Origin of the sequence: Pseudomonas antarctica (assembly GCF_001647715.1) — a bacterium.
Taxonomy (GTDB): Bacteria; Pseudomonadota; Gammaproteobacteria; order Pseudomonadales; family Pseudomonadaceae; genus Aquipseudomonas; species Aquipseudomonas antarctica_A.
Window position 1 is genome coordinate 4,271,967 of the sequence record NZ_CP015600.1, and the last position, 22,495, is coordinate 4,294,461.

General features: G+C 61.6%; 18 protein-coding genes, 4 tRNA genes and 1 pseudogene. 3 read left to right on the top strand and 20 right to left on the bottom strand.

The features are described from left to right. Positions 1-155: 155 nt before the first annotated feature. The 12 genes from A7J50_RS19305 to leuC form a co-directional block, all read right to left on the bottom strand. A complete protein-coding gene (locus A7J50_RS19305; RefSeq protein WP_064453244.1) occupies positions 156-812 on the bottom strand; it encodes an SPOR domain-containing protein in 657 nt (218 codons plus the stop codon). Next, positions 796-2,103, bottom strand: coding sequence for a bifunctional tetrahydrofolate synthase/dihydrofolate synthase (folC, locus tag A7J50_RS19310; RefSeq protein ID WP_064453245.1), 1,308 nt, complete (start codon positions 2,101-2,103; stop codon positions 796-798). Before folC ends, A7J50_RS19305 begins: the two co-directional genes overlap by 17 nt. Beyond that, on the bottom strand, positions 2,100-3,020 hold the full coding sequence (gene accD, locus A7J50_RS19315) for an acetyl-CoA carboxylase, carboxyltransferase subunit beta (protein ID WP_064453246.1): 921 nt from the start codon (positions 3,018-3,020) through the stop codon (positions 2,100-2,102). Before accD ends, folC begins: the two co-directional genes overlap by 4 nt. Before the next feature lie 245 nt (positions 3,021-3,265). Beyond that, on the bottom strand, positions 3,266-3,898 hold the full coding sequence (locus A7J50_RS19320) for a phosphoribosylanthranilate isomerase (RefSeq protein ID WP_064453247.1): 633 nt from the start codon (positions 3,896-3,898) through the stop codon (positions 3,266-3,268). Positions 3,899-3,961: 63 nt separating this feature from the next. Then, on the bottom strand, positions 3,962-4,786 hold the full coding sequence (truA, locus tag A7J50_RS19325; RefSeq protein ID WP_064453248.1) for a tRNA pseudouridine(38-40) synthase TruA: 825 nt from the start codon (positions 4,784-4,786) through the stop codon (positions 3,962-3,964). A 233-nt stretch (positions 4,787-5,019) separates the two neighbouring features. Then, positions 5,020-7,644, bottom strand: coding sequence for a FimV/HubP family polar landmark protein (locus A7J50_RS19330; protein WP_064453249.1), 2,625 nt, complete (start codon positions 7,642-7,644; stop codon positions 5,020-5,022). A 161-nt stretch (positions 7,645-7,805) separates the two neighbouring features. Further along, complete coding sequence (locus A7J50_RS19335; protein WP_064453250.1) at positions 7,806-8,816, bottom strand: aspartate-semialdehyde dehydrogenase; 1,011 nt, start codon at positions 8,814-8,816, stop codon at positions 7,806-7,808. 251 nt (positions 8,817-9,067) lie between these two features. Continuing rightward, positions 9,068-10,180, bottom strand: a complete 1,113-nt coding sequence (asd, locus tag A7J50_RS19340; protein WP_053257089.1) for an aspartate-semialdehyde dehydrogenase — start codon at positions 10,178-10,180, stop codon at positions 9,068-9,070. 64 nt (positions 10,181-10,244) lie between these two features. Further along, complete coding sequence (gene leuB, locus A7J50_RS19345; protein WP_064453251.1) at positions 10,245-11,327, bottom strand: 3-isopropylmalate dehydrogenase; 1,083 nt, start codon at positions 11,325-11,327, stop codon at positions 10,245-10,247. Positions 11,328-11,379: 52 nt separating this feature from the next. Further along, complete coding sequence (locus tag A7J50_RS19350) at positions 11,380-12,144, bottom strand: class I SAM-dependent methyltransferase (protein WP_064453252.1); 765 nt, start codon at positions 12,142-12,144, stop codon at positions 11,380-11,382. Between the two features lie 147 nt (positions 12,145-12,291). Continuing rightward, the gene (gene leuD, locus A7J50_RS19355; RefSeq protein WP_064453253.1) at positions 12,292-12,936 is read right to left on the bottom strand and encodes a 3-isopropylmalate dehydratase small subunit; all 645 of its coding nucleotides are present in this window, start codon (positions 12,934-12,936) and stop codon (positions 12,292-12,294) included. Between the two features lie 10 nt (positions 12,937-12,946). Then, positions 12,947-14,365 carry a 3-isopropylmalate dehydratase large subunit gene (gene leuC / locus A7J50_RS19360; RefSeq protein ID WP_064453254.1) on the bottom strand — a complete coding sequence of 473 codons (1,419 nt, stop codon included), beginning with the start codon at positions 14,363-14,365 and terminating at the stop codon, positions 12,947-12,949. A 147-nt stretch (positions 14,366-14,512) separates the two neighbouring features. Between leuC and A7J50_RS19365 the strand changes: the two genes are divergently transcribed. Beyond that, complete coding sequence (locus A7J50_RS19365) at positions 14,513-15,403, top strand: LysR family transcriptional regulator (protein WP_064453255.1); 891 nt, start codon at positions 14,513-14,515, stop codon at positions 15,401-15,403. A gap of 66 nt (positions 15,404-15,469) precedes the next feature. After that, positions 15,470-18,748 (top strand): EAL domain-containing protein, encoded by a 3,279-nt coding sequence (locus tag A7J50_RS19370; protein ID WP_064453256.1) that lies wholly within the window; start codon positions 15,470-15,472, stop codon positions 18,746-18,748. A gap of 47 nt (positions 18,749-18,795) precedes the next feature. On the opposite strand, the gene A7J50_RS19375 is transcribed toward A7J50_RS19370, so the two are convergent. From A7J50_RS19375 to A7J50_RS19390, 4 genes and pseudogenes are all read right to left on the bottom strand, one after another. Next, on the bottom strand, positions 18,796-19,758 hold the full coding sequence (locus A7J50_RS19375) for a tRNA dihydrouridine synthase (protein WP_064453257.1): 963 nt from the start codon (positions 19,756-19,758) through the stop codon (positions 18,796-18,798). A gap of 55 nt (positions 19,759-19,813) precedes the next feature. After that, positions 19,814-20,248, bottom strand: a pseudogene (locus A7J50_RS19380) (acyl-CoA thioesterase). Between the two features lie 39 nt (positions 20,249-20,287). Then, a complete protein-coding gene (locus A7J50_RS19385; protein WP_064453258.1) occupies positions 20,288-21,121 on the bottom strand; it encodes an alpha/beta hydrolase in 834 nt (277 codons plus the stop codon). 16 nt (positions 21,122-21,137) lie between these two features. Beyond that, positions 21,138-21,677, bottom strand: coding sequence for a TetR/AcrR family transcriptional regulator (locus A7J50_RS19390; RefSeq protein WP_064453259.1), 540 nt, complete (start codon positions 21,675-21,677; stop codon positions 21,138-21,140). Between the two features lie 63 nt (positions 21,678-21,740). Between A7J50_RS19390 and A7J50_RS31445 the strand changes: the two genes are divergently transcribed. Further along, on the top strand, positions 21,741-21,938 hold the full coding sequence (locus tag A7J50_RS31445) for a hypothetical protein (RefSeq protein WP_156526297.1): 198 nt from the start codon (positions 21,741-21,743) through the stop codon (positions 21,936-21,938). A gap of 30 nt (positions 21,939-21,968) precedes the next feature. On the opposite strand, the gene A7J50_RS19395 is transcribed toward A7J50_RS31445, so the two are convergent. The 4 genes from A7J50_RS19395 to A7J50_RS19410 all read right to left on the bottom strand — a co-directional run bounded on the left by A7J50_RS19395 (position 21,969) and on the right by A7J50_RS19410 (position 22,478). After that, a tRNA-Glu gene (locus A7J50_RS19395) sits at positions 21,969-22,044 on the bottom strand. 79 nt (positions 22,045-22,123) lie between these two features. Continuing rightward, a tRNA-Ala gene (locus tag A7J50_RS19400) sits at positions 22,124-22,199 on the bottom strand. Between the two features lie 50 nt (positions 22,200-22,249). Next, positions 22,250-22,325: transfer RNA gene (locus tag A7J50_RS19405), tRNA-Glu, on the bottom strand. Between the two features lie 77 nt (positions 22,326-22,402). Then, positions 22,403-22,478: transfer RNA gene (locus tag A7J50_RS19410), tRNA-Ala, on the bottom strand. Between the last annotated feature and the right edge of the window lie 17 nt (positions 22,479-22,495).

Sequence of the window (22,495 nt, forward strand, 5' to 3'; positions counted from 1 at the left end):
TAACGCTATCTCAAGACCACTGAAAACTAATGTGGGAGCTGGCTTGCCTGCGATGACGCTGGCACTTTCAACATCACTGTTGACTGCCCCACCGCTATCGCAGGCAAGCCAGCTCCCACACTTGGCCTGCGCCCCACCTAAAAGCGCGTAACTATTCAGCCGCGCTCAGGCTGGAAACGCACCACAAAACCATTGAGATTCTGCTGCCGGCCCAACAAGTCCCGCAGGCGATCCGCCTCGGCACGCTCGATCAGCGGCCCGATAAACACCCGGTTCTTGCCGTCGGCGCTACGGATATAGGCGTTGTAGCCCTGGGTACGCAGCTTTTTCTGCAAGGCTTCGGCGCTCTCGCGGTTGGCCAGGCTGGCGAGCTGGATCGACCAACTGATCGGCAAGCCATTCGGATCGATACGGCTCTGCCCCACATCAGGCTTACCCGGCGCAGCCGGTTGCGGCGCTACTGGCTTGGGCGCGGGCGCGGGCGCAACAGGCTTGGCGGCAACGACCGGGGCCGGAGCAGGCTTGACCACAGGAACACTCGGCTGTATCGGCTGGGTCGGCGCCTGCTGCGCAGCGATTTCCTCGTCGGTCGGCACCGGCTCTTGCGGCAGCGCCTGCGGCTCGGGCACCACCACCGGCTCAACCTGAACCTGAGGGACCGCAGGCGCCTGGGGCGCGGCCGGCGCCTCGACGACTACCTGGCGCTGTTCGTCCTGACGGGAAAACAGCATCGGCAGAAAAATCACCGCCAACGCCACCAACACCAGGGCCCCAACCATTCGCTGCTTGTATGCGCTATCCAGTAATGCCATGTGCAGCTTCCTCCGTGGAGCGCCGGGCCAACCACTCGAGCGCCTCGGCAACACAATAAAATGATCCGAACAACAGAATTTCGTCCTCGGCCGTGGCCACCGCGCATTGCGCTTCAAGTGCCGCGGTGACGCTTGCATACGACGCCACCGATGCGCCAAGGTTCTGCAAGGCGATTTCCAGCTCGGCGGCCGGACGAGTGCGCGGCGTATCCAGCGGCGCTACCGCCCACGCCTGGACATTGCTCAGCAACGGCGCGACCACGCCGTCCAGGTCTTTATCGGCCAACAGCCCGAACACCGCCAAACGGCGACCAGCCGGTGGCGTGCGCGACAGGCGCTGTGCCAGGTATTCGGCAGCGTGCGGGTTGTGCCCCACATCCAGCAGCAGATTCAAACGCTTGCCCGCCCACTCGAACGTGCGGCGATCCAGACGCCCAACCACACGAGTCGCCTGCAATGTCGCAGCAATCTGCTCGGCATTCCACGGCAAATCCATCAGCAAGTAGGCTTGCAGCGCGAGCGCAGCGTTTTCCATCGGCAGGTTCAGCAGCGGCAAATCACGCAACTCTACAACTTGCCCACGCCCATCACGCCCGCGCCATTGCCAATGCTGGTTGCCAATCTCGAGATTGAATTCGCGCCCCCGCAGGAAAAACGGGCAATCCAGTTCACGCACCTTATCGAGCAAGGTATGCGGCGGGTTCAGGTCGCCACACAGCGCAGGCTTGCCCTGACGGAAGATACCAGCCTTTTCATAGGCTACCGACTCGCGGGTATTACCCAGGTAGTCGGCATGGTCAACGCCAATGCTGGTGACCAGCGCGAGGTCGGCATCTACCACGTTGACCGTGTCCAGACGCCCACCCAGGCCAACTTCCAGGACAACCACATCCAACTGCGCACGCTCGAACAGCCAGAACGCCGCCAAGGTGCCCATCTCGAAGTAAGTCAGGGATATCTCACCACGCCCGACGTCCAGCGCGGCGAAGGCTTCGCAGAGCTGCTCGTCAGTGGCTTCGACGCCATTGAGCTGCACCCGCTCGTTGTAACGCAACAGGTGCGGGGAGTTGTACACGCCCACCTTCAGCCCTTGAGCCTGCAGCAGCGCCGCGACAAAGGCGCAGGTAGAGCCTTTGCCGTTGGTACCGGTCACCGTGACCACGCGCGGTGCCGGCCGGCCCAACCCAAGGCGGGCCGCTACCTGTTGCGAGCGCTCCAGGCCCATGTCGATGGCGGACGGATGCAATTGCTCAAGGTAGGCGAGCCATTCGCCCAGGGTACGCTGGGTCATAGGTTTGCAGGCACCGGCGGCACGACGATTGGCTCGACTTTAGGCGCGATGTACACCGGTGTCGGCAGGCCCATCATTTGCGCCAGCAGGTTACCCAGGCGTGGACGCAGCTCGCCACGGGCGATGATCATGTCGATGGCGCCGTGCTCAAGCAGGAACTCGCTGCGCTGGAAACCTTCCGGCAGCTTTTCGCGAACGGTTTGTTCAATCACGCGCGGGCCGGCAAAGCCGATCAGGGCCTTCGGCTCACCGACGATCACATCACCCAGCATCGCCAGGCTGGCGGAAACGCCGCCGTAGACCGGGTCGGTCAGCACGGAGATGAACGGAATGCCTTCTTCGCGCAGACGCGCCAGCACCGCGGAGGTCTTGGCCATTTGCATCAGGGAGATCAGCGCTTCCTGCATACGCGCGCCACCTGAGGCGGCGAAGCAGATCATCGGGCAACGGTTTTCCAGGGCGTAGTTGGCGGCACGTACGAAACGCTCACCCACGATGGCGCCCATGGAACCGCCCATAAAGGAGAACTCAAACGCGGACACGACAACCGGCATGCCCAGCAGCTTGCCGCTGACCGAAATCAGCGCGTCCTTCTCACCGGTCTGCTTCTGCGCAGCGGTCAGGCGGTCCTTGTACTTCTTGCCGTCGCGGAACTTGAGCCGGTCAACCGGCTCCAGGTCGGCGCCCAGCTCGTTACGGCCATCGGCGTCGAGGAAAATGTCGATGCGGGCGCGGGCGCCGATACGCATGTGGTGGTTGCACTTGGGGCAAACGTCCAGGGTCTTTTCCAGCTCGGGGCGGTACAGCACCGCGTCGCAGGATGGGCACTTGTGCCACAGACCTTCAGGAACCGAGCTTTTCTTCACCTCGGAACGCATGATCGAAGGGATCAGTTTGTCTACTAACCAGTTGCTCATGCTTTCTTTCTCCAGTACCGGTGGCTTGAACACAGCCCCGCGTATGCCCTTGAGCTAAATTCATATGTGGCGATGACACATGCTGGACGGGGTCAGACGTTCGACCGGCCATTTCCCGCATGCCTCCTCAGCCTTCCAGACAACCTGCCAGCGCAGGGTTGCCACTTCATTTCCGGGCCTCCCGCAGGCGGCGCCGGTGCTGTTCTACACAGTGGTAGTTATGGACGGCGGCAGACTGTCAGCCGTCACATCGCGCCACTGCTGTTGCGCACGGCCTGCATGAATGCGCGAATCTTCTGGTGATCCTTGATGCCCTTGCCCTGCTCCACCCCACCACTCACGTCCACCGCGTACGGCCTGACCTGCTCGATGGCCGCCCCGACATTGGCCGGGTTGAGGCCACCCGCGAGGATGATCGGCGTCTTCAAGCCTTCGGGAATCAGCGTCCAGTCGAAGGCCTCACCCGTTCCGCCGGGCACACCTTCGACATAGGTGTCCAACAGAATCCCGCGAGCACCAGTATAGGCCGCACAGGCAGCGGCAATGTCATCCCCCGCCTTGACCCGCAGCGCCTTGATATAGGGGCGCTGGTAGCTTTCACACTCGTCGGGGCTTTCATCGCCATGGAATTGCAGCATGTCCAGCTGCACGGCATCCAGGGTTTCGTTGAGTTCGCAGCGACTGGCGTTGACGAACAGCCCCACGGTGGTCACGAACGGCGGCAGCGCGGCAATGATTGCCCGAGCCTGCAACACATTCACCGCCCGCGGGCTTTTGGCATAAAACACGAAACCAATGGCATCCGCCCCCGCCTCGACTGCCGCCAGCGCGTCTTCTATGCGGGTAATCCCGCAAATCTTGCTGCGAACGGCTGACATGTCGTAGAAACCTCAGGGTTGGACCGAGAAAGTCCCGGATGGTAACAAAAGCTTTTCCGGGCGTCAGCCGCCAAGTTCGCTGAAACCTGTGAGGAAGTGTGGCCCGATGAAGCGATCCGGCAACTCGAACTCATCGCGGTATTCCACATCCACCAGGTACAGGCCGAACGGATGCGCCGTCACCCCGCCAGTGCGGCGGATGCGGCTTTCCAGCACTTCCCTGGCCCACTCCACCGGACGCTCGCCGGTGCCGATGGTCATCAGCACGCCCGCAATGTTGCGCACCATATGGTGAAGGAAGGCGCCGGCACGGATGTCCAGCACGATCATTTTGCCGTGGCGGGTCACCCGCAGGTGATGGACTTCCTTGATCGGCGATTTGGCCTGGCACTGGCCGGCACGGAAGGCGCTGAAGTCATGCACACCCACCAAATGCTGTGCAGCCTCGGCCATGCGCTCGGCATCCAGGGGGCGGTGGTTCCAGGTAATTTCCTGATTAAGGTGCGCCGGGCGGATCTGATCGTTATAGATCACATAGCGGTAGCGCCGGGCAATCGCCTTGAATCGCGCATGAAAATCCGCAGGCATGACCTTGGCCCAGGTGACGCTGACGTCGTGGGGCAAATTGATATTGGCGCCCATCACCCACGCCTTCATCGTGCGCTCGGCCTGGGTATCGAAGTGCACCACCTGGCCACAGGCGTGCACACCCGCGTCGGTACGCCCGGCGCACATCAGCGACACCGGCGAGTCAGCGACTTTCGATAAAGCGTTTTCCAGGGTTTCCTGCACCGTCAACACGCCGGAGGCCTGGCGCTGCCAGCCGCGATAGCGCGAACCTTTGTATTCCACGCCCAGGGCGATGCGGTAAAAGCCTGCGGCCGCCATTTCGGCGGCCGCGTTATCTATATTTGCCAAGAACTGAGAGCCCGATGAGTTGCGCAAAGGCGCCCATTATAAAGGCGGCAGGCGTAGGAGGGGCGCTTTTGTTGCATGAGCGTACGCAGTCCTGATGTGGGAGCGGGCTTGCTCGCGAAAGCAGTGGGCCAGCCAACTAATGCATCGACTGACACTCCGCTTTCGCGAGCAAGCCCGCTCCCACACTGGGTTTGCATCTTCCTTCAGATTTTGCCAAGCATTTCCTTGGCTTCACCGCGCTGGATTTCATTGCCCTCGGTCAACACCTCGGAAAGGATGTCCCGCGCGCCGTCGGCATCGCCCATGTCGATGTAGGCCTGGGCCAGGTCCAGCTTGGTGGCGACCTCATCGGTACCGGAAAGGAAGTCGAATTCCGGCTCATCACCGCCCAACGCCGCCTCTTCAGCAGTGAAGGAAGGCTCGATCGGCGGATGCTCCAGGCTCTGGGACAGGCGATCCAGCTCAGCGTTGACGTCATCGAGCTCCGAGGCGAATACCTCGGGCTTGCCGGCGGCAGGCGCTTGCGGCTCATCCGCCAGGGACAGGTCGAAATCTTCCGGCAGGTCAAAGTCGTCCAGCGCGGCAGGCGTCAGGGTCGGCGGCTCAACGGCCGGAACGTCCTTCATCTGGTCTTCAAGACCGGAAAGGAAGTCGTCATCCGACTGCGTGGACGCCGGAGCCTCCAGTTGCAGGTCCAGATCAAAGTCCGACAAATCGTCCGGGCTGGCCTTGGCTTCAGCCTGCTGTTGCAACACAGACTCGAAGCTCAGCTCGTCTTTCGGGTTGACCACGGCCGGTGAAGCGGCTTCCAGATCGTCCAGGCTCAGGTCGAAATCCGTGTCGAACGCCTCTGGCTCCGGGGCCGGAGCAGCGGGTTTGTCTTCCATCAGGTTCTTGACGTATTGGGCGTCCAGGGCTGCTGCAGCCACCGCAGCACTGACGCCCGCCGCCAACACAGCCATGGCCGGGAAGCGGCTTTTGAGCTGCTCGACCTGGGCATGGTTCTCACCATTGGCCACCAGTTGACGCTCCTGGGTAACGAAGCCGTCCTTGTCGCTCTGCAGACCGTAAACTTCCATCAACTTCAAACGCAGATCGCTTCGCTTGGGCTCGCGCTTGATCGCCTGCTCCAGCACATCGGCCGCCTGGTTCAGGTGACCACGGTCGATATGAGATTGAGCTTGCGCCAACGCATCACTGGAATTTTCCGGAGCGACGGCAACCGCCAGCGGCGAGAGTACCGAGGCAACCGTCGGCGCAACCACGACCGGCTCAACCACCGCAGCGGGCGCAGGCGCAGCAGCCAACTTGACGTTCGGTGGCGTTACTTCAAGGCCTTCGAAGCTGTCTGGTGGCAGGTCGTGATCAATGCTAGGGGAAAATTGCGGTTCTTCGGCCAAAGCCCGCGCCATACGCAGGTGCTTTTCTTCTTCAAGGCGCGCATTGCGATGACGTGCCCACAACAACAGAAGCAACAACACCAGCAAGCCAGCCGCACCGCCGATCACACCCAGGACGATCGGATTGGTCAGCAGATCGTTGAATTTACCTTCGGTGGTGTCAGGCGCGGCATCCGGCTTGATCGGCTCGGGTGCAGCCGGTGCCGGTGTCGGTGCAGCCGCAGCAGGCGCAACTTCGGGCGTTGCTGGAACAGCAGCCGGCGCAGCGGCTGGCTCGCCGGCCAATTGAGCGGGCATCGCCGCAGCCGCCGCAGCCGCCGCAGTCGCCGCAGTCGCCGGCGCCGCCGGGGCGCCGTTTGCTGCCTGCAACCTGGCAAGTTGATCGTTTTTCAGTTGAATCAGCTTTTGCAGCTTGTCCAACTGGCTTTGCAGGTCCGCCGCGCGGCTTTTCAGTTCGGCATTGTCGCGGCGAGTGGTATCCAGTTGTTCCTGGGTCATCGCAAGCTTGTCGTTCAGTGCCCGACCGTCACCCGCCTTGCCCTTCGCGCCTTTCTTGGCCGATTCGGCAGAGACCAGGCTCAAGTTATCCTTCGCGTCGGTGCTCGACGGCGCATTGCCCGCCTGGGCGCGCTTGGTCGCGTCCAGTTGCTGCTTGCCCGCCGCTTGATTGTTGGCCGTGCGACGCCCCTGGCGCCAGGCCGCATTTTGCGCGGTCACTTCGGCAATCGCCTTGGGCTGCGCCAAGGCGGAGGCTTGCTGGCGGTCCGGCAGGCGCAGGACATGGCCAGTTTTCAGGCGATTGATGTTGCCGTCGACAAAGGCGTCAGGGTTGAGCGCCTGAATAGCCAGCATGGTCTGCTGGACCGACGCACCATTACGGTTCTTTGCGGCAATTTCCCACAGGGTGTCGTGAGAAGTCGTGGTGTGCTGAGCGGGTTTGCTGACAGTCGGCGCAGTGCCGGTCGGCGCGCTCAAACGCGGCGCGGGTGCGCTGGCAGTCGGCGTCGGCGTCGGTGCCGACTGCTCAAACTTGGCCGGGTCGAGCAGCACACTGTAGTCGCGCATCAGGCGGCCATTGGGCCATTGCACCTGCAGCAGGAAACGCACATAGGAATCCGGCAGCGGCTTGCTGGACGTGACGCGCACCACGCTGCGGCCGCTAGGGTTGATCACCGGGGTAAACGTCAGGTCATTGAGGAACGCCTGGCGATCAACGCCTGCGTCTACAAACGCCTGGTCGGAGGCCAGGCCCGGGGTAATCTCGGAAGCGGTGAGGCCACCGACATCAAGCAATTCGATTTCCACCGACAACGGCTGGTTCAACTTCGACTTGAGGGTCATCTCCCCAAGCTGCAGCGCCTGCGCCATACCGGAGGACAGCGCCGAGGCGGCCGCTATTGCTAACACCAGTTTGCGAACTTGAACCATAGCCTCATCCTTTGTTTGAACACTCCCCGGCCTGCGAGAAGGTTGGTAACCGCTGCCATAAGGCATGGCGAGCCGATAGGTTACCGACGCGCTTCTGTTCCGCTAGGGACCAAGCATAGCGCTTGGCTAGAATCAATCTACAAATTGCCGCCAAGTATCTTTTACGCAAGGCCTTTTATCAACAACTGCGCCAGTTGCACGGCATTCAATGCGGCGCCTTTGCGTACGTTATCTGACGTCAGCCATAGATTTAGTTCCGCCGGGTCATCCACGCCCGCACGCACTCGACCCACGTAGACCACGTCCTGGCCGACCGCATCGCCCACGGCCGTGGGGTAATCTCCCTCTTCGACCAGCTCAATGCCCGGTGCCGCATCGAGTGCACGGTTGACCGCCGCCAGATCGACTGCCGCGCCCAATTGCAAAGACACAGTCAGGCTATCGCCAAAAAACACCGGCGCTTGAACGCAGGTTGCGGAAATCTTCAGTAAAGGAGTTTCCAGTACCGCACGCAGTTCGTGGACCAGGCGTCGCTCCAGGGCTGTATGACCTTGAGCGTCCGGCGTGCCGACTTGTGCCAGCAAGTTGAAGGCCATCTGCCGATCGAAGAACTTGGGCTCCAGCGGGCGTACGTTCAGCAGCTCTGCGGTTTGTCGAGCCAACTCGCTGACAGCCTCACGGCCCTGGGCAGAGACGGCCAGGTTGGCGGTGACGCTAACGCGCTGGATGTCCAGCAAACGGCGCAGCGGCGCGAGGACTACCGCCAGGTTGGTGGCGGACGGGCTTGGGCTGCCCAGCTGAAAGGGCTTTTTCAGACCGTCCAGCACATGGGCGTTGGCTTCCGGCACCACTTGAGGTGCCTGCTCGGCCGGCAACGCGCCGGAGAGATCGATCACCGAGCAGCCGGCGGCCGTGGCGCGCGGGGCGAAACTCAGGGTTACCGCCGGACCGGCTGCGAAGAACGCCAATTGCGCCTTGCTGAAATCGAATTCATCGACTTCCTTTACCCGCACGTTTTTGCCGCGAAACGGTACTGACGCACCGGCCGAGTTGCTGCCCGCCAGCAGGTACAAGGTGCCCACCGGGAAATCCAGCTCTTCGAGAATCTGCACCAGGGTTTCGCCCACGGTGCCAGTGGCGCCGATCACTGCAATTTCAAAAGTCTGGGTCATGGGGGCTGCCTCGGGCATTGCGGGGGGAGCGGCACTTTACCGGGTGGCTGGGGGTGAGGCAATTAACCTGGGTAGTTTGTGCTGTGGCTGCCGGCCCCATCGCGAGCAAGCCCGCCCCCACATTCGACCGCATTTCAACGCTGGAACTCGGTCAAGTGTGGGAGCTGGCTTGCCGGCGATGAGGGCCCTAAAGAACAACAAAAAACCCGCGCCTGTCACCAGAACGCGGGTTTCTTACTTACCAGCAGCGATTACCGCTCCAGCAAAATCCGCAGCATGCGGCGCAGTGGCTCGGCCGCGCCCCACAGCAGTTGGTCGCCAACGGTGAACGCGCCCAGGTACTGGGTGCCCATGTTCAGCTTGCGCAGACGGCCAACCGGCACATTCAGGGTGCCGGTAACCTTCGTCGGGCTCAGCTCCTGCATGCTGATTTCGCGGTTGTTCGGCACCAGCTTGACCCATGGGTTGTGCTGGCTGATCAGCCCTTCGATATCGGCGATCGGCACGTCTTTGTTCAGTTTGATGGTCAGCGCCTGGCTGTGGCAGCGCATGGCACCGATACGCACGCAAATACCGTCCACCGGGATCGGGCTCTTGAAGCGGCCCAGAATCTTGTTGGTTTCGGCCTGGGCTTTCCACTCTTCGCGGCTCTGGCCGTTCGGCAGTTCCTTGTCGATCCACGGGATCAGGCTACCGGCCAATGGCACACCGAAGTTCTCGGTCGGGTAGGCCTCGCTGCGCATGGCTTCGGCCACACGGCGGTCGATGTCGAGGATCGCGCTGGCAGGATCGGCCAGTTGATCGGCAACCGCCGCGTGGGTCGCGCCCATTTGCTTGATCAGTTCGCGCATGTTCTGCGCACCCGCACCGGACGCCGCCTGATAGGTCATGGCGCTCATCCACTCGACCAGGCCCGCTTCGAACAAGCCGCCCAGGCCCATCAGCATCAAGCTGACGGTGCAGTTGCCACCGACGTAGTTCTTGGTGCCCGCATCCAGTTGCTGGTCGATGACCTTGCGGTTGACCGGGTCGAGGATGATCACGGCGTCGTCCTGCATGCGCAGGCTGGAGGCGGCGTCGATCCAGTAACCCTGCCAGCCGGCTTCGCGCAGCTTGGGGAAGACTTCGCTGGTGTAGTCGCCACCCTGGCAGGTCAGAATCACATCGAGGGTTTTCAGCTCTTCAATGCTGTAGGCGTCCTTGAGCGGGGCGATATCCTTGCCCACGGACGGCCCTTGGCCACCTACGTTCGAAGTGGTGAAAAACACCGGCTCAATAAGATCGAAATCCTGCTCTTCCAGCATCCGCTGCATGAGCACGGAACCGACCATACCGCGCCAACCGATCAGACCTACACGTTTCATCGCAACTACACCTTGTTAAAAAGTGGGCCGCCTTGCAGCAACAACTGCAAGCGGGCCCGAGAGATTACAGATTCCGCAGCGCGGCGACTACTGCGTCGCCCATTTCTTGCGTGCCGACTTTGGTGCAACCCTGTGACCAAATGTCACCGGTGCGCAAGCCTTGATCCAACACCAGGCTTACGGCCTTCTCGATGGCATCGGCCGCGTCGCTCAGGTTGAAGCTGTAACGCAGCATCATCGACACCGACAAAATGGTCGCCAGCGGGTTGGCAATGCCCTGCCCTGCGATGTCCGGCGCCGAACCGTGGCAGGGCTCGTACATGCCCTTGTTGTTGGTGTCCAGGGACGCCGACGGCAGCATGCCGATGGAACCGGTGAGCATCGAGGCCTGGTCGGACAGGATGTCGCCGAACAGGTTGTCGGTGACGATCACGTCGAACTGCTTCGGCGCACGCACCAGCTGCATCGCGGCGTTGTCGACGTACATGTGGCTCAGTTCGACGTCCGGGTAGTCCTTGGCCACTTCTTCGACGATTTCGCGCCACAGTTGGCTGGAGGCCAGTACGTTGGCTTTGTCGACGGAGCAGACCTTTTTGCCGCGCACACGGGCCATGTCGAAACCGACACGGGCGATACGGCGGATTTCGCTCTCGCTGTACGGCAGAGTGTCGTAGGCCTGACGTTCACCATTCTCCAACTCGCGCACGCCACGCGGCGAGCCGAAATAGATACCACCGGTCAGCTCGCGCACGATCAGGATATCCAGGCCCGCCACCACTTCCGGCTTGAGGCTCGACGCGTCGGCCAGTTGCGGGTAGAGGATGGCCGGACGCAGGTTGCCGAACAGGCCCAGTTGCGCGCGAATTTTCAGCAGGCCGCGCTCAGGGCGGATATCACGTTCGATCTTGTCCCATTTCGGGCCGCCTACGGCGCCGAGCAGCACAGCGTCAGCAGCACGGGCACGGTCCAGCGTCTCGTCGGCCAAGGGCACGCCATGCTTGTCGATGGCGGCGCCGCCGATCACGTCGTGGCTCAGTTCGAAGCCCAGGCTGTACTTGGTGTTAGCCAATTCCAGGACTTTGACCGCTTCGGCCATGATTTCCGGACCAATACCGTCGCCAGGAAGAATCAGAATCTGCTTGCTCATGCGTTCCTCATTTCATCAAGCGACCTGCCCGTGGGCAGGTCGGGAAAATTAATCAACGTTCGGCAAAAACCACCAGCACGTCGGTGCTGAAGGTGCCGTCGGCCTGAATCTCGTAGTAATCACGCACTTCCTGGCCCATCGCCTGCTGCAGCTCTAGGATCGCGGTGCGCAAGGCCTGTGGTGTGCGCATGCGCTCGACCCAGGAGGTGTATTCCAGGCGCAGGCGTTGGCGACTGCTGGTGCGCACATGCAGCCCGGCCTCGCTAAGTTGACGCATCCACTCGGCGGCGGAGTAATCGCGCACGTGGCTGGTGTCGCGCAGCACTTCGACGGTTTGCAGGTAAGTGTCCAACAGCGGGCTGCCCGGTGACAAGACGTCGACAAAGGCCGCCACGCCACCTGGCTTGAGTACGCGGCGCACTTCACGCAAAGCCAGGCCGAGGTCGCTCCAGTGGTGGGCCGAGTAACGGCTGAACACGAAGTCGAACTCGCCATCGGCGAATGGCAGGTGTTCAGCGGCGCCGCATACGGTGCGAATGTTGTTCAGGCCGCGATCTACAGCGGCGGCCGCTACCACGTCGAGCATTTGTTGGGACAGGTCGTAGGCCACCACTTCTTTTACCAACGACGCCACTTGGAAACTCACATGCCCGGCACCGCAGCCTAAATCCAGCAGTCGTGCAGCGCCCTGCCCGGCCAGTTCGGCCTGGAGCACCGCGAATTCGGTGCCTTGGGCGTGCACGGCACTGCTCAGGTAGGCCGAGGCTTGCTCGCCGAATTGTTTTTGCACGACTTGGGTGTGGGCGGTGCTGGTCATGGTGAGCTTCCTTGAGACTTGCGTTGTTTGTACTGCCGTCTTCGCGAGCAAGCCCGCTCCCACATTCAACCGAGTTCCTTCAGTTGAAATGCGATCAAATGTGGGAGCGGGCTTGCTCGCGAAGGGGCCAGTCCGGTCTACATAGAATCACGCGTCGCGAAACAACCAGGGCTGGCTGGCCCGGTGCCTGGTTTCAAACGCGGCAATCGCATCGCCGTCCTGCAAGGTCAGGCCGATGTCATCCAGGCCATTGAGCAGGCAGTGCTTACGGAAGGCATCGACTTCGAAGTGATACACCTTGCCGTCCGGGCGCGTAACGGTCTGCGCAGCCAGGTCGACGGTCAGTTGGTAGCCCACATCGGCTTCCACTTGCTTGAACAGCTCATCCACTTCGGCGTCGCTCAAGATGATCGGCAGCAAGCCGTTCTTGAAGCTGTTGTTGAAGAAGATGTCGGCGTAGCTCGGCGCGATGATGCTGCGAAAGCCATATTCTTCCAGGGCCCACGGCGCGTGTTCACGGCTGGAGCCGCAACCGAAGTTCTCGCGGGCCAGCAACACGCTGGCGCCTTGGTAACGCTCGGCGTTGAGCACAAAGTCCTTGTTCAGCGGGCGCTTGGAGTTGTCCTGGTAGGCGTAGCCCACGTCCAGGTAGCGCCACTCATCGAACAGGTTGGGGCCAAAACCGGTGCGCTTGATCGACTTCAAGAACTGCTTGGGGATGATCTGGTCGGTGTCGACGTTGGCACGGTCCAACGGCGCTACGAGACCTGTGTGTTGGGTAAAAGCTCTCATCGGGTTTTCCTCAGATCAATTCGCGAACGTCGATGAAACGACCGTTGACGGCAGCTGCAGCGGCCATGGCCGGGCTGACCAGGTGAGTACGCCCACCGGCGCCCTGACGCCCTTCGAAGTTACGGTTGGAGGTGGACGCGCAATGCTCGCCCGATTCCAAACGGTCCGGGTTCATCGCCAGGCACATCGAGCAGCCCGGCTCACGCCATTCAAAACCGGCCTCGAGGAAGATCTTGTCCAGGCCTTCGGCTTCGGCTTGCGCTTTGACCAGGCCCGAGCCTGGCACCACGATGGCTTGTTTGATGGTCGAGGCGACTTTACGGCCTTTGGCGATCACCGCCGCGGCGCGCAGGTCTTCGATCCGCGAGTTGGTGCAGGAACCGATAAACACGCGGTCCAACTGGATGTCGGTAATCGCCTGGTTGGCTTTCAAGCCCATGTATTTCAAGGCGCGCTCGATGGAACCGCGCTTGACCAGGTCGGCCTCTTTAGCCGGGTCCGGCACGTGCTGGTCGACGGCCAGGACCATCTCCGGCGAGGTGCCCCAGCTGACTTGCGGCTTGATCTGCGCAGCGTCGAGCTCGACCACGGTGTCGAACACCGCATCGGCGTCGGAGACCAGGTCTTTCCAGGCTTCGACGGCGGCATCCCAATCGGCGCCTTTCGGTGCGAACGGACGGCCCTTGACGTATTCAACGGTCTTTTCGTCCGCCGCCACCATGCCCACGCGGGCACCGGCTTCGATGGACATGTTGCAGATGGTCATGCGGCCTTCAATGGAGAGGTCGCGAATCGCGCTGCCGGCGAACTCGATGGCATGGCCGTTACCACCGGCGGTGCCGATCTTGCCGATCACGGCGAGCACGATGTCCTTGGCAGTCACGCCAAAGGGCAATGTGCCTTCGACCAGGACCAACATGTTCTTCATTTTTTTGGCGACCAGGCACTGGGTGGCGAACACATGTTCCACCTCGGATGTGCCGATGCCATGGGCCAACGCGCCGAACGCACCGTGAGTAGAGGTGTGGGAGTCGCCGCAGACCACAGTCATGCCGGGCAACGTCGCGCCCTGCTCCGGGCCGATCACGTGAACGATGCCTTGGCGCACGTCATTCATCTTGAATTCGGTGATGCCATATTCGTCGCAGTAATCGTCGAGGGTCTGCACCTGAAGGCGCGACACAGTGTCGACGATCGCGTCGATGCCGCCCTTGCGCTCAGGGGTCGTCGGTACGTTGTGGTCCGGGGTGGCGATGATCGAGTCGACGCGCCAAGGCTTGCGCCCGGCCAGCCGCAGGCCTTCGAACGCTTGGGGCGAGGTCACTTCATGGATGATGTGACGGTCGATATAGATCAGCGACGAGCCATCGTCGCGCCGTTTCACTTCATGGGAATCCCAAAGCTTGTCGTAAAGCGTTTTGCCGGCCATCAGTCGGTCCTCATCATCGGTCTTTCTATGCCCCGGGCCTTGAGACATTCAATAACCCTTTGGCTTGTGAGGCTGATGGTATGGCGCTACATTAAATAACTCAAATTCATATTTTTTATGCTTTGGATTACCAACTGGAATACCACAATGGACTTGGCCAACCTCAACGCTTTTATTGCCATCGCCGAGACCGGCAGCTTCTCCGGCGCCGGTGAACGCCTGCACCTGACCCAGCCGGCCATCAGCAAGCGCATTGCCGGCCTGGAACAACAATTAAAAGTGCGCCTGTTCGATCGCCTGGGCCGTGAAGTCGGCCTGACCGAGGCCGGACGGGCTTTGCTGCCGCGTGCCTATCAGATTCTCAACGTGCTGGACGATACGCGCCGTGCCCTCACCAACCTGACCGGCGAAGTCAGCGGTCGGCTGACCCTGGCCACCAGCCACCATATCGGCCTGCACCGCCTGCCACCGATCCTGCGCACCTTTACCCGCCAGTACCCCAACGTGGCGCTGGATATTCAGTTCCTCGATTCGGAAGTGGCCTACGAAGAGATTCTGCATGGCCGCGCCGAAGTGGCGGTCATTACCCTGGCGCCTGATCCGCACAATTTAGTCCGCGCCACCCCGGTGTGGGATGACCCCCTGGATTTCGTGGTGGCACCGGAGCACAGCTTGACCGGCAACGGCACTGTCAACCTGGCCGATATTGCCAGGCACCCGGCGGTGTTTCCGGGCGGCAACACCTTTACCCACCACATCGTCAGCCGTCTATTCGAGGCTCAGGGCCTGACGCCGAACATCGCGATGAGCACTAACTACCTGGAAACGATCAAGATGATGGTGTCTATCGGCCTGGCCTGGAGCGTTTTGCCGCGCACCATGCTCGACGATCAGGTGGCAAGCATCGCTTTACCGGGCATACAGCTCAGTCGCCAGCTAGGCTATATCGTGCACACCGAAAGGACGCTGTCGAACGCTGCGCGGGCTTTCATGAGCCTATTGGATGCACAGGTCGATCTGCCAGGGATACCGGCATGAAGCTGTGCGACCCCAAGGTCTGAAACACGCCGCGCCGACCGCCCATTGAGCCAAGGCCCTTTGATAATGCGCAACCCCGTCGACTCCGTGCCGCCCCTGCCCCGCATTTACGCCCTGGACCCTCAAGAGGCGGAACAAAGCTGGGACAATGCCCCGCAATTGCTGGCAGCCCTCAATGCTGCCCGGCTGGGCGCGTGGAGCTGGGAAATCGACACCGGCAGAATCAGTTGGTCAAGGGGCACTCAGGCGCTGTTCGGCTACGATCCTCGGCAACCTTTGCCCAAGGACCTGGAATACCTCGACCTTCTCGCCCCACAGGATCGTGAGCGGGTCGTGCGCGCCTTTCATGCGGTGCTGGCGGGAGAGCCGTTCGAGCAGGCCATGCACCACCATATACAGTGGCCGGATGGCAGCGATCACTGGCTGGAAATCAATGGCAGCCTGATGCCGGACAAGGCCGGTCGGCGCCGCATGATCGGCGTGATCCGCGAGACCACCCGCCAGCGCGAGCGCGAGCGCGCCCTCATGCAGTCGGAAAAACGCTTCGCCACGCTGTTTCACCTGTGCCCCAACATGGTCCTGCTGACCCGTCAATCCGACGGCCTGATCAGCGAAGCCAACCAGTATTTCGAGATACACTTCGGTTGGCCCGTGGCCCACGCGATCGGCCGCACCACGCTGGACCTTGGCCTGTGGCGACAGCCTGAACAACGTGCGCTGTTGGTCAAGGCCACGCAGCGCAAGGGCGAACCCATCACCATGGAAGTGCAGTTCTGCGCCAGCAACGGCCAGATCCACGATGGCACCCTCAGCGCGCAGAAAGTCGAGCTGGAGGGCGAGGCTTACCTGATCAGCACCTTTCTCGACACCACCGAGCGCAAAAACGCCGAGCAAGCCCTCAAGGACAGCCAGGAGCGCCTCGACCTCGCCCTGGATTCGGCGCAACTGGGCACCTGGGACTGGCACATCCCCACCGGCATGCTCTACGGCTCGGCCCGCGCCGCCCAATTGCACGGGCTGCCGCCCGAACCCTTCCACGAGTCGTTCGATGCGTTTTTTGATGGCATGTCGGATGACGACCGCGAAGGCATGCGCAATGCCTATCGCAGCTTGCGTGAAGGCCAGGACGGCAACTATCAGTTGACCTACCGCGTGCTGACGGAGGACGGCAGCCCTCGCTACCTGGAAAGCCGGGCACGCCTCTATCGCGACGAATCCGGCAAACCGCTGCGCATGGCTGGCACCTTGCTCGATATCACCGACCAGGTGGAGCGCGAACAACGCATCACCGCGTCCGAAGAAAAATTCGCCAGCCTGTTCCAGGCCAGCCCCGACCCGATCTGCGTCACGTGCCTGGACAGTGGCGCCTTTATCGAAATCAACCCCGCCTTCACCCAGACCTTTGGCTGGACAGTTGCCGAGGTCATCGACAAAAGCGCTGAGCAGATTGGCCTGTGGGATGAATCGAGCAAGCGCTTGCAGCGTATCGAACGGGTGATCCGCGAGCAGGCGCTGAGCAATGTGGCCATCGTGGTGCACCACAAGAATGGCCAAAGCTTGACCTGCATGATCTCCAGCCGGCTGATCACGGTCGGAGCCCAATCCTGTATCGTCACCACCCTGCGCGATATCACCCAGCAACAACGCTCGGAGGCCGCGCTAAAGGCCAGTGAAGAAAAATTCGCCAAGGCTTTCCATTCCAGTCCCGACGCCATTTCCATTACCGAACGTGACACTGGCCGCTATGTCGAAGTCAACGACGGCTTTTGCCGCCTCACCGGCTATCGCGCCGAAGAAGCTATTGGCCTCACGCTTTACCAGATTGGCATCTGGGCCGATGAAAACCAGCGTGCTGCGCTCTTGGCCGAACTGCAGATCAAAGGTCGTATCCATCATCTGGAAATGCTTTGGCACAACAAACGTGGCGAGGTGCTGGCCGTCGAGGTTTCGGTAGAACCGATCACCCTGAATGAAATGCCGTGCCTGCTGCTGACCGCGCGGGACGTGAGCCTGCTGAAAAACGCCCAGGCGCAGATTCGTCACCTGGCCTATCACGACCCGCTGACCAACCTGCCCAATCGCGCGTTACTGATGGATCGCCTGAGCCAGCAGATCGCCCTGCTCAAGCGCCACAACTTACGCGGCGCGTTGCTGTTCCTCGACCTCGACCACTTCAAGCACATCAACGATTCCCTCGGCCACCCGGTGGGCGACACCGTGCTGAAAATCGTCACCGCGCGCCTGGAAGCCAGCGTGCGCATGGAGGACACGGTAGCGCGCCTGGGCGGGGATGAATTTGTGGTACTGCTCAGTGGCCTGGAGGGTACGCGGGCGCAAGTCAGCGCCCAAGTGCAGGAGCTGGCCGATACCCTGCGCGAATTGCTCTCGGAGCCGATGTTCCTCGATGGGCACCGCTTGCAGGTCACGCCCAGTATTGGCGTGGCGCTGATTCCCGACCATGGCTCCACGCCGGCCGACCTGCTTAAACGCGCCGATATCGCGCTGTATCGCGCCAAAGACTCGGGACGCAACACCATACAAATGTTCCACAACAGCATGCAGAAAACCGCCAGCGAGCGCCTGCGCATGGAGACCGACCTGCGCCTGGCCCTGTCACGCGGAGAGTTCAGCGTGCATTACCAGCCCCAAGTGGATGCGCGCGGTAACAAAATCGTCGGCGCCGAGGCGCTGGTGCGCTGGCAACATCCGCAGCTGGGTGCGCAGTCACCGTCCGAATTCATCAAGGTCCTGGAAGACAGCGGCTTGATCCTGGAAGTCGGCACCTGGATTCTCGATCAAGCCTGCGGCGCATTTGCGCAACTGATTGCCGACGGGCTGGTGGACCCACTGAATTTCAGCCTGTGCGTGAACATCAGCCCCCGGCAGTTTCGCCAGAACGACTTTGTGGAGCGGGTGGAGCACAGCCTCAAGCAGTACCATCTGCCCCACAGCCTGCTCAAACTGGAAATCACCGAAGGCATCGTGATCCAGAACCTGGACGATACCGTGGCCAAGATGCGCCGCCTGAAAAAGCTCGGCGTGAGCTTTGCGATGGATGACTTCGGCACCGGCTATTCGTCGTTGACCTACCTCAAGCGCCTGCCGGTGGATGCGCTGAAGATCGACCAGTCCTTTGTGCGCGACGCCACCCATGACCCCAACGATGCAGAAATCATCCGCGCCATTGTGGCCATGGCCCGCAGCCTGAACCTGGACGTGATCGCCGAGGGCGTGGAAACCCCGGAACAACTGGCGTTCCTGCAAAAGCTGGGCTGCCATTTGTACCAGGGGTACCTGCACAGCCGGCCGTTGCCGATCGAGGGGTTCAGGCGTTTGTTGATGTGAGGCACATCCACCTCAAGGCCTGTATCGGTTAATACGGGGCCGTCAAACTATCCAGCGGCAACCGGAGGGGGCACGCCCAACAAACGGCCGACCTGTTGCAAGTCGGTTTCCCGACGCATCGCGGTGAACAGCTCCACGGCCTCGGGATAATTGCGTGTCAGCATGGCCAGCCACTGTTTTAAACGACCCGGCGCCTGCTTTTCGGTCAACTGCGCCACCGATTGGCGCCAGAACTCGTGGAGCATCGGCTGCATTTCTGCCCAGGTCATTTCCACCACCTCTTCACCCGCCTTCGCCGCCACAATCTGCCGCGCCAGGTCAGGGCGCGCCACCAGGCCACGGCCGAGCATGATGTCGTCGGCCCCGCTGATTTCGCGGCAACGCTTCCAGTCTTCGACGCTCCAGATATCGCCATTGGCGAACACCGGCACCTTGACCACGTCCTGCACGCGCGGGATCCACTCCCAGTGAGCGGGCGGCTTGTAACCATCGGCCTTGGTCCGTGCATGCACCACAATATGTGCCGCACCGCCTTCAGCCAGGGCCGTGGCGCACACCAGCGCACCGTCCGGGCTGTCGAAACCAAGGCGCATCTTGGCGGTGACCGGAATATGCGCGGGCACTGCGCGGCGTACATGCTCGACAATCTGGTTAAGCAGCTCCGGCTCCTTGAGCAAGACAGCACCGCCACGGGATTTGTTGACGGTCTTGGCCGGGCAACCGAAGTTCAGGTCGATCACCTGCGAACCCAGCTCACAGGCCAACGCGGCGTTTTCCGCCAGGCAGACCGGGTCGGAACCCAGTAACTGCACGCGCAACGGCACACCCGCTGCGGTGTGGGCACCGTGCAGCAGTTCCGGAGCGAGCTTGTGGAAATAGGCCGGAGTGAGCAGGCGGTCGTTGACGCGAATAAATTCGGTCACGCACCAGTCAATACCGCCCACGCGGGTCAACACGTCCCGCAGGATGTTGTCGACCAACCCCTCCATGGGCGCCAAAGCAATTTGCATGGAAAACACTCAACAAAAATCGTGGCGCAGTTTACTGGGTTTCCCAGCGTAACCGTTAACCCCCTGTCAGGGCGGGACCATAGCCGTCGAGAAACTCAGCCGGCATGCGCTTGGGCTTGCCGCTGGACAGCTCGATGCAGACAAAGGTGGTTTGCGCCCGCAGCAAGGTCGCGCCGTCGCGGGGGCGAACCAGTTGGAAGCGGCGGGTCATTTTCAGGCGTTGGTCCCAGTCAACAATCCAGGTAGCCAGTTGCAACTCGTCGCCCTTCTAGCCTGCCGCCAGGTAGTCGATCTCATGGCGCACCACGGCCATGGCTCGGTCCAGGCGGCGGTACTCGGTGAGGTCCAGCCCCAAGCGCTGTGAGTGGCGCCAGGCGCAGCGCTCCAGCCAGGACACGTACACCGCGTTATTGGCGTGCCCCAGGCCATCGATGTCTTCAGCGGCGACCTGCAGATCAATGATAAACGGCGTTGCCAAATCCCAGCCCATGCCTTGCTCCAGTCGATTAATGTCGGCGGGAGCAGTGTATCAGGCGGTTTGCCGCGCCTGTAAACGGCGGCCGGCCAGGAGCGTCAGTACGCCGTCGATCACCCGCGGGTCGGCCAGCACTTTCTGGTGGCCGCCTTGCTCCAGGCGTAGTAGACGGCTGTCGAACCAGGCGTCATGAATGGCTTGAGAGGCTTTGACCGGAACAAAGGTGTCGTCTTCGGCGTGCACGATCAGCCCCGGAATGTTCATCTGGTAGTGAGCGACATCCAAGTGCTTGAGCGGCATGCCGAAGGTCAATTCGACTTCGCGGATGAATGCTGCGCGCGCACGCGCCGGCAACCCCACCCTACCGGCAAAACCACGTAGCACATCGAGGAAACGCGACGGCGCCGCAATGCTGACCAACGCCTCAGTACGCAACCCCAACTGAACCGCCAGCATCGCACTGGCGCCGCCCATGGAATGCCCCACCACTGCATGCAGCGGCGGCAACTCAGCGGCGGCTTCGAGCATGGCGCGAGCAAACAGCAGCACATGCGCTTCACGCCCAGGCGAACGGCCATGGGCCGGCCCATCCAGGGCAATCACCGAATAACCGTTATCCACCAGCGCGGTGATCAAGCTGGCGAACTGCGTGGGGCGCCCTTCCCAACCGTGCATCAGCAACACGGCGGGCCCTTGCCCCCAGCGCAGCGCCGACAGACCGAAACGCAAGGTCATGCGCTCCGATTGCGCCAGCAGCGGCAACTCCCAATCACGCGGCGGCAGGTTGCGAGGCGTCATGAAAGCGCGGCGCAACTTGCTCGCCACCGTGCGCGGCGCCAAGCGGCCGACAGTGCCATTGAAACCACGAATCCAGGTTAATGCGCCCACCCTGCGACTCCTCTTTTTAACGTACCGCCGACTTGGCAGCGCGTAAGACGCGGTCCGACAATTCGCCCGGGCCAAGGGCTCGCGCCAACGCCAGGCCGCCGATCATCAGGGCCATATCCGCCAGGGCTTTGTCGGTGTCTTCCGGGCTGGCAGCCAACTGGGCGGCCATCAACTCCGTATGCTCGTTGAGCGCCAGGCGAAACTCATCCGGCAGGCGGCTCATCTCGCCCACCGTTGCCGGGATCGGGCAGGCCTGCTCCGTCGAGTCGCGGTGTTTGCGCGACAGATAGAATGCTGCCACCAGGCCTCTACGCTCCTCGCCGGTCAGTCGTGCGTCCATATCGTCAATGGAGGCACGACGCCGGGCCAGCAACTGCGTGAAAGCTTCCAGCATCAGCGCATCCTTGCTTTCAAAGTGCGCGTAGAACCCCCCGACCGTGAGCCCAGCCGCCCCCATGACTTCACCGACACTCGGCTCGGCCGGGCCGCGCTGGATCAACGCCGCGCTGGCAGCCTGCAAAATGCGTTCGCGGGTTTGCGCTTTTTTATCGCTCATCGTTGCCTCCGTCGCTCATGGGTTAAATATTATTACCATAATAATATTTCGCAAGCCACCCACATGACCACTGGTCCGAGCAGGACAGATGAAAACAATGGAATAAAGCACCTGCCGCAGCCGTTCGCGATGCAGCGAGCCGAGGCCAGATCGCTGGAAGCCTTGCGCGCCAATGACTGGGTATTCGATGCGGGTATTGGAGGGGGAGACGTAAAAACCCAAACGCCAGACAAACAAAAGGGCCATTCAATAATTGAATGACCCTTAAAAATCCCGCAGAGCGGGTAATCGTGGCGTCCCCTAGGGGACTCGAACCCCTGTTACCGCCGTGAAAGGGCGGTGTCCTAGGCCACTAGACGAAGGGGACACAAACCTTCTATACAACGTGATCAGGCTGAGTCTGATCAGTTCAAGGACGGTGTGGCCGGAACCTTGAACGTGTAAATTGGTGGAGCTAAACGGGATCGAACCGTTGACCTCTTGCATGCCATGCAAGCGCTCTCCCAGCTGAGCTATAGCCCCGGATTTTTCGCCTCGCGGCGCAGCAGACCTTGCGAGCTGCTTGTTGAAACTGGCGTCCCCTAGGGGACTCGAACCCCTGTTACCGCCGTGAAAGGGCGGTGTCCTAGGCCACTAGACGAAGGGGACAAAACCTTCTGTACAACCTGATCAAGCTAGGCCTGATCAATTCAAGGACGGTGTGGCCAGACCTTGAACCTGTAAATTGGTGGAGCTAAACGGGATCGAACCGTTGACCTCTTGCATGCCATGCAAGCGCTCTCCCAGCTGAGCTATAGCCCCTCATCGGTGAGGACGGG

Bases quoted from the DNA above. Each gene is read 5' to 3' on its own strand.
- leuC (WP_064453254.1), bottom strand. From the start codon at position 14,365: ATGGCCGGCAAAACGCTTTACGACAAGCTTTGGGATTCCCATGAAGTG.
- A7J50_RS19350 (WP_064453252.1), bottom strand. From the start codon at position 12,144: ATGACCAGCACCGCCCACACCCAAGTCGTGCAAAAACAATTCGGCGAG.
- folC (WP_064453245.1), bottom strand. From the start codon at position 2,103: ATGACCCAGCGTACCCTGGGCGAATGGCTCGCCTACCTTGAGCAATTG.
- A7J50_RS19390 (WP_064453259.1), bottom strand. From the start codon at position 21,677: ATGAGCGATAAAAAAGCGCAAACCCGCGAACGCATTTTGCAGGCTGCC.
- A7J50_RS19375 (WP_064453257.1), bottom strand. From the start codon at position 19,758: ATGCAAATTGCTTTGGCGCCCATGGAGGGGTTGGTCGACAACATCCTG.
- A7J50_RS31445 (WP_156526297.1), top strand. From the start codon at position 21,741: ATGACCACTGGTCCGAGCAGGACAGATGAAAACAATGGAATAAAGCAC.
- A7J50_RS19330 (WP_064453249.1), bottom strand. From the start codon at position 7,644: ATGGTTCAAGTTCGCAAACTGGTGTTAGCAATAGCGGCCGCCTCGGCG.
- A7J50_RS19305 (WP_064453244.1), bottom strand. From the start codon at position 812: ATGGCATTACTGGATAGCGCATACAAGCAGCGAATGGTTGGGGCCCTG.
- accD (WP_064453246.1), bottom strand. From the start codon at position 3,020: ATGAGCAACTGGTTAGTAGACAAACTGATCCCTTCGATCATGCGTTCC.
- truA (WP_064453248.1), bottom strand. From the start codon at position 4,786: ATGGCGGCCGCAGGCTTTTACCGCATCGCCCTGGGCGTGGAATACAAA.
- leuB (WP_064453251.1), bottom strand. From the start codon at position 11,327: ATGAGCAAGCAGATTCTGATTCTTCCTGGCGACGGTATTGGTCCGGAA.
- leuD (WP_064453253.1), bottom strand. From the start codon at position 12,936: ATGAGAGCTTTTACCCAACACACAGGTCTCGTAGCGCCGTTGGACCGT.
- A7J50_RS19370 (WP_064453256.1), top strand. From the start codon at position 15,470: ATGCGCAACCCCGTCGACTCCGTGCCGCCCCTGCCCCGCATTTACGCC.
- A7J50_RS19320 (WP_064453247.1), bottom strand. From the start codon at position 3,898: ATGTCAGCCGTTCGCAGCAAGATTTGCGGGATTACCCGCATAGAAGAC.
- A7J50_RS19335 (WP_064453250.1), bottom strand. From the start codon at position 8,816: ATGACCCAGACTTTTGAAATTGCAGTGATCGGCGCCACTGGCACCGTG.
- asd (WP_053257089.1), bottom strand. From the start codon at position 10,180: ATGAAACGTGTAGGTCTGATCGGTTGGCGCGGTATGGTCGGTTCCGTG.
- A7J50_RS19365 (WP_064453255.1), top strand. From the start codon at position 14,513: ATGGACTTGGCCAACCTCAACGCTTTTATTGCCATCGCCGAGACCGGC.